Below are 13,478 nucleotides of genomic sequence, written 5' to 3' on the forward strand. Positions count from 1 at the left end.
TTAAGATTTTAATTCAAAAATAAAGGATTCTAAAGGATTTAGATTGATTGCGACATGACCTTCTCCATTTTCTATTCGTAATGAGCTGGTGTGACCATAAAGCGCATCAAGTAATTGATAATCACCTTCTTTTAATTGCCATGTATTCATTAAATCAACCGGTAATTTTAAATCGAACGAAAAATGTTCGTTGACATCAAAATTTGAAATAACTATCAGTTTTTGATTATCAGACCAACGAACATATGATAACACCCGGTGATTGTAATTTTCAGTAATTTCTTTATTATAAAAATGAATTTCACGGTAAGCACCCATTAACGCGTCGCTGCCAATAGTAAAATTCAAAAGTCGTTTGTAGAAGTCTCTTAGTGAAACTTCTTCTGGTCTAGATTGACCTCCATCGAACTTTTTATTATTTACCCACCGTTGGTGATGAGGGACACCGATATAATCAAATATTGATGTTCTTGACGGACTACCAAAACCTGGATGTTCAGCAGCTGGCTCACCAACTTCTTGCCCGAAATAAATCATCGTTGGCGATGTACTTATAGTTGCAGAAACGACCATTGCAGGTCTGCCTATTTCAGCATTACCTACAAATTCTGGACTAGCAATTCGCTGCTCGTCATGATTTTCTAAAAAGTGAAGCATGTTATGCTCTATATCATGCAAGCCATTTTGCACAACTGGCAAATGATCAGACCAACCGTAACCTTTCATTATATGTTTAAGACCGTCATAAAAATCGACCTTGTCATATAAATAATCCATTTTTCCTTTATGGATATAGGCTCTATATAAATCTGGATTATACACCTCTGCCATTATAAAAGCATGAGGGTTTTTCATTTTGATAGATGAATTCATAAAGCTCCAAAACTCTACAGGAACCATTTCTGCCATATCATATCTAAAACCATCAACACCCATTGATAACCAATACAAGGCAACATCTCTAAACTTACGCCAAGAACTAGGAACTACTCTTTTTACCCAGTAATTAAAATGCTCTTCATAATCTTTCTCCCCAAAATCATTCGGCAGCATATCAAAATCTAATTTGCCATCTGGTCTAACACCGTAATTTATACGAACGGTCTCATACCAATCGTTCATATCTGGTTGGAGACTACGAGAACCATTACCTGTCCATTTCGCCGGAATCTCCTCTAATTTAGCATATGAAAAATCTGGAACATCTCCTCCTAAAGGCACATAACCATCTCGCCATTGTGGTGTTTGAAATTCCGTTCCCGGGATGTAATAAAAATTATTATCCTTTTGATATTCTACGGATGTATCATCGCCAAATCCGAAATCAGAAACACCTTTAGGGTTCGTCTTTCCTTCATACTTTCTCGCTACATGATTCGGCACAATATCTATAATCACCTTCATGCCCGCCTTATGTGTACGATCAACTAAAGATTGGAACTCTTTTAACCTATTTGATGGATTTTTAGCCAAATCTGGGTTAACATTGTAATAATCTTTAACTGCATATGGTGAACCTGCTCTACCTTTTACAACGTCTGGATCATCATTTGAAATACCAATTTCAGTATAATCATTAATTACAGCATGATGCGGAATACCAGTATACCAAATGTGGGTAACACCTAAGTCTTTAATTTCCGCAAGCGCCTTTTTATTAAAGTCCGCAAATTTCCCTACCCCATTTTCCTCAATTGTACCCCAAGGCTTATTGTTGGTATTCGTGTTACCAAAAAGTCTGGTAAATACATGATAAATTACAATCTTACTATTCATGGGGTAATTCAATTTTAAACTTTAAAGCACTAAACTAAAGACTTATTACACAGTAGTCAATTCATCTGGAAACAATGCTACTTTTTTTCCATTTACACGAATGGTCACTTCTTCAGTTCCTTTCAGATGAAAAGTAGTATTCTTAGCTGTAACATTTACTTTAATTATTCGATTTCTAAAATTGACTTTAAAGGAATATGCACTCCACTGATTCGGTATTTGAGGCTTAAATGATAATTTATCGTTTATAACACGCATACCACCAAAACCTTCAACAATACTCATCCAAGTACCTGCCATTGAGGTAATGTGCAAACCCTCTTCTACCTCTTTATTATAATCATCTAAATCTAATCTAGATGTTCTTAAATAGAAATTATACGCCTGTTCCATTCTACCCAATTTCGCTGCCTGAATACTATGTACACATGGCGACAAAGAAGACTCATGAACGGTAAAAGGCTCATAGAAATCGAAATGTTTTTCTAAATCATCTACCGAAAAATCTTCCTCAAAAAAGTAAAAGCCTTGTAAAACATCTGCTTGTTTAATATATGGAGATCTTAAAATTCTGTCCCAACTCCATTTTTGATTTATAGGCCTTTCTGTTTTTGGCAAATCATCTACCCTTACCAAATCTTTATCTAAGAAGCCATCTTGCTGTAAAAATACCCCATGCTCTTTTGAATATGGAAAATACATTTTATCAGCTACTTTCCTCCATTTATCACACTCTCTATCGGTAAGCTGAGTTTTACCAATTATTCTTTGATAATCATCAGAATACCCACTCTTAACTTTGTCTAACTGAGTTAGCGTATAGTTGATACACCATTTCGCCAAATAGTTGGTATACCAGTTATTATTAACATTGTTCTCGTATTCATTTGGACCGGTAACCCCAAGCATCACATATTTATTTTTATCCTTAGATAAGTTTACACGTTGATGCCAAAATCTAGAAATACCGATGAGTACCTCTAATCCCATTTCAGGAATGTAGCTGTAATCGCCCGTGTATCTAAAATAGTTATGGATTGCAAAAGCAATAGCTCCGTTTCTATGAATTTCCTCAAAAGTAATCTCCCATTCATTATGGCACTCCTCGCCATTCATGGTTACCATAGGGTATAATGCCGCTCCATTAGAAAAGCCTAATTTCTTGGCATTTTCAATAGCCTTTTCTAAATGGTTGTAACGATACTTCAATAATTTTCTAGCTACTTTATCATCTTTGGTCGCCATATAGAAAGGAATACAGTATGCTTCGGTATCCCAATAGGTACTACCACCGTATTTTTCACCTGTAAATCCTTTCGGACCAATATTTAACCTAGAATCTGTGCCTAAATATGTTTGGTTTAATTGGAAAATATTAAAACGAATACCTTGCTGCGCCTTTACATCGCCTTCAATTATAATATCGCTCATGTCCCAAATAGCAGCCCAAGCATCTTTTTGTTTTTGCAATAATTGATCGAAACCTAAGGCTCTTACTAAATCTAAACTCTTATGTGCAACTTGAACCAATTCTTGATTAGGGTGATTTCTTGCAACGGTGTATCCGCCAAATTTCGTCAAAGTCACAGACGAATTTGCTTTTACATCTTGCTCAAATTTTAAAGACACAAAATTATCTGTCTTTTCTGAAGGAACACCTGTTACTTCAGCACCATCATACTCCAAAGAAGCCTGCATAAACGTACAGGTCTTGAATTCTGTTTTCATGGTATGTGCCTCTATGAAGGCACGATTATCAGCTGCACTTACATTTGTGGTATTCCAGAATTTATCATCCCAGTTACTATCTTCATTTGTAATACCACTATCTAAATATGGCTCAAACACTATTGTAACATCTGTATTTAAAACCTTAACCGTATAAGCTATAGCACCTACCGCATCAATATCTATACTTAAAAACCGTTTTACAACAACCTCTATTTCTACATTATTAGAAGTTACTGCGTGAAAGCTGCGAGTGTAAACACCCTCTTTCATATTTAATTCTCGTCTAAAATTTGAAACTTTTTTACTTGTTGCCAAATCGAACTCTACACCATCAATATAAATTTTTATTCCGATCCAATTAGGAGCGTTCAAAACCTTTGCAAAATATTCTGGATAGCCGTTTTTCCACCAACCCACACGGGTTTTATCAGGATAATAAACCCCGGCAATATAACTACCTTGAAAAGTTTCGCCTGTGTAGGTTTCTTCAAAATTGGCACGCTGCCCCATGGCACCGTTACCTATACTAAATATACTCTCAGAAGACTTTACGTTTTCTTGATCGAAACCTTCTTCTATGATGCACCAATTATCTGGTTTTATATAATCTTGATTCATAAAATTTATATTGAATTGAAATATGAAAAAATAAAATACAACTATCTTACTTTATTCTTAATGTTATTTGTTAATCAATGATTCTAAAAAATCATCGCTCATTTCGGTAAAGTCGTTAAAATTGTAATTAGCCTCGTTTAGTATTTCAGCATCTCCTATGCCTATGCTAACCATACTCGCAGCATTAGCCGCTTGAATACCAGCAACTGCATCTTCAAAAACTACACATGAATTTGCTGCAACAGCTAAATTATTCGCTGCAATCAAAAACACCTCTGGATCTGGTTTTGCCTTTGTTACGCTATTGCCATCGACTATACTATCGAAATATGGCAACAAATCAACCTTCTCTAAAATAGGTCTTGCATTTTTACTTGCAGAACCTAACGCTATCGGAATGTTTTTATTCTTTAAATATTGCAAAACCCTTGTTACATCTGGCAGAATTTCACTTGAATCCATCTTTTCAATGTAAGCAAGGTAATCTACATTTTTCTCTACCATCCAGGTATCGAACTGATCTTGCGTAGCCGTCATATTACCAATATCTAAAAGAATTTCTAAGCATCTTTTTCTACTCACACCTTTAAAGAGCTCGTTCTGCTCTTTGGTAAATTCAAACCCTAATTCATTAGCCAGTTTACGCCAAGCCAAATAATGGTATTTAGCCGTATCAACTATAACACCATCTAAGTCAAATATAAAACCTACTTTTCCCATTTTCTTACTTCTATTAATTGATTGTAGAACCTCTTTTAATTAAGGTCGCATTAATAATCTCGGTTTTAAAAGGCTCTTCAACTACTTCTGTTGACTCCATTCTATTTATCAACATTTTAGCCGCCAATTCTCCCATTTTTTCACCATGCTGAGCTACAGTACTTAATTTAGGCGACGAGAACCGAGATAAGATTCCGTCTGTAAATCCGATTATAGAAATATCTTCAGGAATTCTAAAACCCATTTGCTGAATAACACTCATACATTGAACCGCAAAAATTTCATTAACACACAATACAGCTTCTATTTCATTTTTTTCAAAAAACTCTGTTATTAACTTTGTATTGTCCAAATCATGTGGTAACGTCAAAATCAAATTCTCATCGAACGGAATATCATTATCCTTCAAAGCCTCTAGATAGCCATCTTTTCTGCTTTCACTTACATTAAAATAGTTATCGGTCGTAATCAAGGCGATTTTTTCAGACCCTTTCCCTATAAAATGCTCTACCGACTCACGAGATATCTCGACATCATTTAACACCACCTTATCACAAGCAACATCTTGGGTTACTCTATCAAAAAGCACAATCGGTATACCCTGATCTAATAATTCTTTTAAATGTGTAAAATCATTCTTTCGTTGTGTTTCAGCACTCAATGAGAGAATGAAACCGTCAATACTTCCATTTGCCAACATTTCCATATTAATAACCTCTTTATCAAATGATTCATCAGAAATACAAATAATTACATTATACCCCATACTATTGGCATACTTTTCTATACCCCTAAATACTGTGGTAAAAAAATGGTGTACAATATCTGGAATAACAACCCCAATATTTTTGGTTCTCCTATTCTTTAAACTAAGCGCTATATTATTAGGACGGTAATTATAGAATTTTGCAAAAGCCTTTATTCTATCTTTTGTGTCTTTGCTAATTTCTTTACTATTTTTCAATGCCTTCGACACCGTAGAAATAGAAACATCAAGTTCTCTAGCAATATCTTTTAAAGTGATTTTTGGTTTCAAAAAAAAGGAATTTAAAATTTAAGATAATAACTTAAATTAATCTAAAAGTTAAAGTTGACAAACAACATCTATTTCGTAAATATATACAAAAAAGGATTTTTCTTATATTTGCATTATTTTCAAATATTCACATTTAACCTATATGTTAATTAAGAATATCTTAATATTACCTATTCGCATTCATTATAGTCGCAAAAAATAAAAGTTATTAACACGAAACCGTTTTCGTAACTTTTTAACTTTGCACAAACCTTTGTTAACACACCTTTTTACATATTTTTAACAATTGAAATTAAATTAACTCAACTTAAATTAACAATTTATGAAGATTACATTCCTAAAAAGTCTGTTTGTCCTTAGTGCATTTTTGTGCTTTGGATCCATACAGGCGCAAGAAGTATCTGGAACTGTTTCAGATGCAAGTGGACCTTTACCAGGAGCTAGTGTTCTTGAAAAAGGAACAACTAATGGTACACAAACTGATTTTGATGGCAATTACACATTGACCGCAGAAGAAGGTGCTGTACTTATTGTTAGTTATATCGGCTACAAAACTCAAGAAGTAGCAGTAAACGGTAGAACTTCAATCAACTTCACTTTAGATGAAGATGCTGAAGCATTGGAAGAAGTTGTAATTATCGGTTACGGTACTACAACTGTTAAAGATGCAACTGGATCCGTAACAGCTGTAACAGCTGATGATTTCAATGGCGGTAACATTTCTTCTCCTGAACAATTAATACAAGGTAAAACTGCCGGTGTTAACATACAGGAAACGAGTGGTGAGCCAGGAGCAGGTATTCAAATTAACATTAGAGGTTCTAACTCTGTACGTGCAAACAATAATCCACTATTCGTAGTTGATGGTATTCCATTAGGTGGTGGTGATACTTCACCTCAAGGTGAAACAGGTTTTGGACAAAGTGCCGTTAAAAACCCATTGAACTTTATCAACCCTAATGATATCGAAAGTATCAGTATATTAAAAGATGCATCTGCAACAGCTATTTACGGTTCTAGAGGTGCTAACGGTGTTGTTATCATTACTACTAAGAGTGGTAAAGGAAATAGCGAAGGTGTTTGGGATTTTTCAAGCTCTTTAAGTATTGCTAAAGCAGCAAATACTTTTGATCTTTTAAATGCCTCTGAATTTTTATCTGGTGTTGACTCAGTAGGTGGCGATGCCGATGCGGTTAATTTTGGAGCTAATACAGATTGGCAACAGGTTGTATTAAGATCTACTGCTTCTCAAAACCAAAACCTTTCTTATTCTAAAAACTATGGTAGTGGAAATGTAAGAGCAACTTTCGGATACGGCAAGCAATTTGGTATTGTTGAAAATTCCGATTTAGAAAGAATTACAGGTAGAGTTAATTTTAACCAACGTTTCTTAGACGATAAATTAGTTCTTGGACTTCAAATGTCAATCGCTAGAATTAACGATTCTCAAGCACCAATTAGTGCACAAGCTGGTGCAGCAGGTGATGTTTTAGGTGGAGCCTATGCTGCAAACCCAACATGGCCGTCTAGCTCTAGTTTTAATGCAGGCGGATTAAATGTGAATCCTCAAAATGCATTAGATAACACTCAAAATATTACCAACACAGATAGATATCTATTAAACGGTTCTATTCAGTACAATTTTACTTCTGAACTTTCTGCTAAATTAAATGCAGGTTTAGATATCGCTGAAGCTTCTAACACGTCTGTTATTTCAAAAAACATCAACAACATAAATGGTGTTTCTGATATTGGACGCGGAAATTATGGTGTTTTAGAAAGAAATAACAAAACTTTTGAAGCAACAATAAACTATAATAAAGAATTTGAAAACTCAAGCCTAGAAGCTTTAGTAGGTTTTGGTTACCAAGATTTTCAGACATTCGGTTTTAATGGTGGAGGCAGAGGTTTCAACACAAGTGACTTAAACCAAATGGGGACCGATTTAAGAAATGCTGTTCACGATTTACAAAACTCTGTAACTGGATTATATCAACAAGCCTACTATGCACCAAACACCAATGGAGTATTAATAAACAGATTGCTCCCTACGGTTGTAGCACAAGAAGAGTTAGGGAGAAGCCTTAGTAGTGACGTTACCTCTGTATTCTCAAACTCTTTCGATAACACAGATGAATTACAATCTTTCTTTGCAAGATTAAACTACAGTATCAACGATAAGTATTTATTCACTGGTACAATGAGAGCAGATGGTTCTTCTAGATTTGGACCTGAAAATCAATATGGCTACTTCCCATCCGGTGCTTTTGCATGGAAAATGAATGAAGAGGATTTTGTTGGAGAAAAAGTATCTACCATGAAATTACGTTTAAGCGCAGGTATCACTGGTAACCAAGATGGCTTAGGTTACGGAAATTTTGTGGCAAGACAACGTTTTTCAGACTTAACTGTTCAACAAAACCTTGATATCAATGCTAACGGTACTGCTATTGTTGCAACCGATAGACCTGACTTAAAATGGGAATCTTCTTTCAACTTAAATGCTGGTCTTGATTTCGGATTTAACAATGATCGTTTAAGTGGTAGTATTGATGTTTATAGAACAGAAACTACTGATGTTCTTTTACAAACACCACCTGCAGCACCTGCTGTTGACCCTTTCCAATTCCAAAATGTAGATGCCAGCATAATAAACCAAGGGGTCGAATTTGCTTTAGCCTATGATTTTGTTAGATCTGATGATACTACTTTTTCTGCAGATTTCAATATTGCATACAATAATAACGAGGTCCAAAATTTTGATGGTCAAATTGACACCGGAGCAATTAATGGTCCAGGTTTGACAGGCGCATTTGCCCAACGTTTTGCTTCTGGTCAATCTTTGTATTCTTACTACCTACCAATTTTTGAAGGTTTTGACGGCAACGGAAATCCAATTTACCAGGACATAGATGGAAATGGCACAGGAGACCCATTCCAAGATAAGACTTTTGTTGGCGAAGATGCATTACCAGATATAACAACTGGCTTGAGCTTAAACTTAAAAGTAAAAGATTTCGATGCATCTGTATTCTTTCAAGGTCAATTTGGTTTCTCTGTATATAATAATACTGAAAATGCCTACTTTACAGCAGGTGCACTTTCTAATTCTCGAAACGTGACAAAAAATGTTTTGACTAGTGGAGAAAACCCAGGAGCTTCTGCTGATGCTTCTACTCGTTTCTTGGAAAAAGGAGATTTCGTTCGTTTCCAAAATGCTAGCATTGGTTACAATGTTCCATTATCTGGTGAAGGAGCTTTAAACTCTTTGCGTTTCTCATTAACCGGCCAAAACCTTTTCTTAATTACTGATTATAGCGGTTTAGATCCAGAGGTTACTGCTAATACTGGTGATTTAGGTTCTGGTGTACCTTCAAGAGGTATTGATTATGGTTCTTACCCAAGACCAAGAACATTCACTTTTGGTATTAACGCATCATTTTAATTAAAAAAAATTGTATATCATGAAAAATAATTTTAAAATCTTAACGCTTTCTATTCTATCGTTGGCAGGAGTTACCTCCTGTACCGATCTAGAAATAGAAGAAACAGATTCAATCATTTCTGATGGGTTTCAAGGTCTAGCAGACCCTTCTTCAACAGTTACGAATCTATACGGTTCTCTTGCTGGTCAATATGCTGGACAGGACAATTACTTTGCCCTTCAAGAGGTAACTTCAGATGAGCACTTAATTCCTACCCGTGGTGGTGACTGGGGTGATAACGGACTTTGGAGAGTATTACACACACATGATTGGAACGGACAACATGCTTTTATTGTTAACGTATTTCAACTATGGAACGGTAATCAATTACAAGCTTCTCAAGTCTTAGACTCAAGAAGTAGCCCGTCGGCAACTAATATTGGTGACGCAAGCTTTATTAGAGCTTACAGCATGTGGGTAATACTTGATAATTTTGGTCAAGTACCTTATAGAGATACAGCACTACCATCTTCATCTGTACCTGAAGTATTAACTGGTCAAGCAGCTGTTGATTTTATTCTTGCAGACATTGAAATTGCTATTGCAAACGCTCCAGCTACGGCTGCCGGGAGCGGTGATCTTAACCTTAGAGCAAGTAAAGCTGCAGCTAGATATTTAAAGGCTAAAGTTCTTTTAAACAAGCATATTTATTTAGGTGGTTCCCCCGATTCGGGTGATATGGCTGAAGTTATTTCTTTAGTTGATGCTATTACAGCTGACGGTTACGCTTTACAAGATGGTTATTTTGACCTTTTCTTACCAGACGCTGATTCTGAAACAATCTGGTCTTTAGAAGCTAATACGATTAATAAAATCCAAATGGGACTTCACTACAATAACTCAAGTATTCAAGGTGGTGGTTGGAACGGCTTTAGTACTCTTGCTGAATTTTATGACCTATTTGAAGGAGATTCTGAATCTAACGAGTTAGATGCTTCTCAAAACCCTGCAGATGGTCAAGAAGAGCGCAGAGGCGGCGTACCAACTATAGGTACAACATTTTCTGATCAACCTTATGCTGCTGAAAATGATGGCTATGTTGACGGATCTAATGTTGGTTATGGTTTTCTTATTAACCAACAATATGCTTTAGACGGAACACCATTACAAGACAGACAAGGTGCTCCGCTTACTTTTAAAAGAGATTTTAAAGATGGTACCGGTGCTGTTAACTTCATTAATAATGATGAAACTACAGGTATTAGAATTCAAAAGTATGCTGCTAGAAATGGAAATGCTTCAATAAGTCATCAAATTGTGTTTAGATATGCAGATGCTCACTTAATGAAAGCTGAAGCAATGTTTAGAAGTGGTGGCGACCCAACAGCTATGATTAATGATTTAAGAACAATACGTAATACTGAAGAGTTATTAGGTACGGTTTCTGAACAAGACATTTTAGATGAAAGAGGTAGAGAATTATACCAAGAAGCTTGGAGACGTAACGATTTAATTCGTTTTGGTCAATTTGGTAGAGATTGGTTATTTAAAGCAGAAGGAACTATTAATAATGATGATTACAATGTGTTCCCTATTCCACCAGCACAATTGCTTGCAAATCCTAATTTGGTACAGAACCCAGGATACTAAGCATATAAAAATTTAAGTTTAAGTTTAAAAGACCTCCAATTCATTTTGGAGGTCTTTTTATTTACAACAAATAAGAAACATCATAAGAAAGTAACACTCATAAGCAGTCTGAGTGAGTAAGGTTTAATTTGAACTAATAAATCATATAGAAATGAAACCTACTAATCATTCGTTTGATTAGAATCATTTACATTGGTACTGTGAAAAAATAAATACTACTTAATTCGTCTTAGAAGAATAAAAAACTGGGTATATTCATTCTTTATTATCAACTTTTAGAATGACTTTTACTAAAATATAATCAAAGCTAATAAATGCTGACAAAGATAGCTTTTGTAAGATTTAATAATAGCCTTCTTAGTATTTACTAAGAGCCGTATTTTATACGTTTTTGACAAAGCAATGCAAATACCGTATCATTAAAATTTTAAACACATCTTTTACCTCTTCAAATACTCAGATCACTATAAAGCCATTGATATTAATAAATCACTCCTAATTTAAAAAGGAACAATTCATTAAGTATGAAAAATTAAGCCAGAGTTTATTATTTGAACATAAAAAAACGCAACATTCTTTTATTGCTTTTGCATAAAGGAATGTTGCGTTTTCAATACAATTATATAGCTTGAGTTTTCCAAATTCATTTAGAAAAACTCCTAAAAGTAAAAGCTACAATTTATTATAGACTATGATATCTTATCTAAAAATAATATAAGTGCTTATAACAATTAGTGTAATAATTAAACCTACAGGCTTTACATACTTCCAACTTGTAATATCAACCTCATTTGTATACTCCTGCACATAATCACTACTTCTTGGCTTTAATTTACCAATTACCAACATTAAAATTATTGTTAGCACAAAAGTTATTGCTTGTACGTGCAACATATGCGGTAACCATTCAACTCCAAGACCTCGTTGCATAAATATATAAATAACATAAACTACGACGGCAAATACTATTCCTACCTTGGCCGCTATAGCCGGTACTCTTTTCGTTAAAAAGCCAATTACAATTACCGATAAAATAGGAATACTATAAGCACCGTTTACCTGTTGCAAATAACCAAAAAGACCATCTGATGCATAATATAGAAAAGGAGCTAATACCATAGAAAACAATGCAAGTAAAACACCAAAGCGTTTTCCTACTGAAACTACTTTACTTTCTGAAGCATCTTTATTTACATACTCCTTGTAAATATCTAAACCAAACAAAGTAACACAACTATTTAAAGCACTATTGAAAGAACTAAGTATAGCTCCAAAAAGTACCGCAGCAAAAAAACCAACCAAAGTAACCGGCAATACCGCGGCCACTAATTTAGGATAAGCCTGATCTGCTCTATCCAATTGACCATCAAACATGTGAAAAGCTATAATACCAGGCAAAACAACAATTAACGGACCTAAAATCTTAAAACAGGCAGCAAGCATTACTCCTTTTTGACCTTCCTTCAAGTTTTTTGCTGCTAGAGCCCTTTGTATTATTTGTTGATTGGTACCCCAGTAAAACAATTGTACCAAAACCATACCTGTAAATATTGTTGCAAAGGGTATACTTGAAGATTCTGAACCTATAGCGTTAAACTTTTCTGGATGCTCGGTCGTAAGTTTTGACAAACCTCCTAGAATACTGTTATCATCACTAATAGCATATAGTCCGAATATTGGTATCAGCAAACCACCTATTAACAACCCTATGGCATTAATAGTATCAGAAACAGCAACGGCTTTTAAGCCTCCGAATATGGCATAAATACTACCTATGATTCCTATACTCCAAACACATACCCATATTGATGCCCATTCAGAAATCCCCAACTTTGAAGGTAAATCGAACATTCCACTAATAGCTAGAGAACCAGAATATAAAACGATGGGTAATAGGACAATCGCATACCCACTTAAAAACAAGCCCGATGTCATTGCTTTTGTTGTGCTATCAAACCTTCTTTCTAAATACGTTGGTATGGTACTAATACCTCCTTTTAAATATCTAGGCAACAAATAAATAGCACATATCACCATTGCAATTGCTGCCAAAGTCTCCCAAGCCATTACTAAAATTCCATCACTATAAGCGTTACCGTTAAGTCCAACTATTTGCTCTGTAGACAAATTGGTAAGTAGTAACGATCCTGCAATTACACCAGCCGTTAAACTTCGCCCTCCTAGAAAGTAACCATCAGAGGTTTGTTCATTTGTTGTTCTTGTTGCGAAATAAGCAATTACCGCCACTAAAATGGTAAAGCCTAAAAAAGATAAAATTCCTATCATTGGTTGAGTTGTTTGTTATTTAGTCAAGGTTAAATATATTGGATTATTTCCATTACTTCTAAAAACTTGGTGCAAAATCTCATTATTCATATTATTCGACCGATCCTATAACGTTTTCTTTAAATTTTAACGTCGACTTTTACTAAATAAGCCTTACAAATAGTAGGTATTTGCTATCTTGCAAATTAATTTTAAAAGAACTATTACACAGGTTACTAACTCAACTTTAATAGCCT

The 13,478-nt window shown here is 34.8% G+C and carries 7 protein-coding genes; 2 read left to right on the forward strand and 5 right to left on the reverse strand.

Annotated features, from left to right (window positions below; genetic code table 11):
* The 4 genes from Q4500_RS04745 to Q4500_RS04760 form a co-directional block, all read right to left on the reverse strand.
* Complete coding sequence (locus tag Q4500_RS04745) at positions 1-1,776, reverse strand: alpha-amylase family glycosyl hydrolase (RefSeq protein WP_303598583.1); 1,776 nt, start codon at positions 1,774-1,776, stop codon at positions 1-3.
* Between the two features lie 45 nt (positions 1,777-1,821).
* Positions 1,822-4,125 carry a glycoside hydrolase family 65 protein gene (locus Q4500_RS04750; protein WP_303598584.1) on the reverse strand — a complete coding sequence of 768 codons (2,304 nt, stop codon included), beginning with the start codon at positions 4,123-4,125 and terminating at the stop codon, positions 1,822-1,824.
* Positions 4,126-4,188: 63 nt separating this feature from the next.
* Positions 4,189-4,845: a beta-phosphoglucomutase gene (gene pgmB / locus Q4500_RS04755; protein ID WP_303598585.1), complete on the reverse strand. Its 657-nt coding sequence runs from the start codon at positions 4,843-4,845 to the stop codon at positions 4,189-4,191.
* 13 nt (positions 4,846-4,858) lie between these two features.
* On the reverse strand, positions 4,859-5,881 hold the full coding sequence (locus Q4500_RS04760) for a LacI family DNA-binding transcriptional regulator (protein WP_303598586.1): 1,023 nt from the start codon (positions 5,879-5,881) through the stop codon (positions 4,859-4,861).
* A gap of 322 nt (positions 5,882-6,203) precedes the next feature.
* Here Q4500_RS04760 and Q4500_RS04765 point away from each other — a divergent pair, with 322 nt between their 5' ends.
* Together Q4500_RS04765 and Q4500_RS04770 are read left to right on the forward strand one after the other, a co-directional pair.
* Complete coding sequence (locus tag Q4500_RS04765) at positions 6,204-9,326, forward strand: SusC/RagA family TonB-linked outer membrane protein (protein WP_303598587.1); 3,123 nt, start codon at positions 6,204-6,206, stop codon at positions 9,324-9,326.
* 19 nt (positions 9,327-9,345) lie between these two features.
* A complete protein-coding gene (locus Q4500_RS04770; protein WP_303598588.1) occupies positions 9,346-10,956 on the forward strand; it encodes a RagB/SusD family nutrient uptake outer membrane protein in 1,611 nt (536 codons plus the stop codon).
* Between the two features lie 699 nt (positions 10,957-11,655).
* On the opposite strand, the gene Q4500_RS04775 is transcribed toward Q4500_RS04770, so the two are convergent.
* Positions 11,656-13,242, reverse strand: a complete 1,587-nt coding sequence (locus Q4500_RS04775) for a solute:sodium symporter family transporter (RefSeq protein ID WP_303598589.1) — start codon at positions 13,240-13,242, stop codon at positions 11,656-11,658.
* Positions 13,243-13,478 lie beyond the last annotated feature (236 nt).

It is taken from the genome of Maribacter sp. 1_MG-2023 (genome assembly GCF_030547005.1).
Lineage (GTDB): Bacteria > Bacteroidota > Bacteroidia > Flavobacteriales > Flavobacteriaceae > Maribacter.

Bases quoted from the DNA above. Each gene is read 5' to 3' on its own strand.
- Q4500_RS04745 (WP_303598583.1), bottom strand. From the start codon at position 1,776: ATGAATAGTAAGATTGTAATTTATCATGTATTTACCAGACTTTTTGGT.
- Q4500_RS04750 (WP_303598584.1), bottom strand. From the start codon at position 4,125: ATGAATCAAGATTATATAAAACCAGATAATTGGTGCATCATAGAAGAA.
- pgmB (WP_303598585.1), bottom strand. From the start codon at position 4,845: ATGGGAAAAGTAGGTTTTATATTTGACTTAGATGGTGTTATAGTTGAT.
- Q4500_RS04765 (WP_303598587.1), top strand. From the start codon at position 6,204: ATGAAGATTACATTCCTAAAAAGTCTGTTTGTCCTTAGTGCATTTTTG.
- Q4500_RS04770 (WP_303598588.1), top strand. From the start codon at position 9,346: ATGAAAAATAATTTTAAAATCTTAACGCTTTCTATTCTATCGTTGGCA.
- Q4500_RS04775 (WP_303598589.1), bottom strand. From the start codon at position 13,242: ATGATAGGAATTTTATCTTTTTTAGGCTTTACCATTTTAGTGGCGGTA.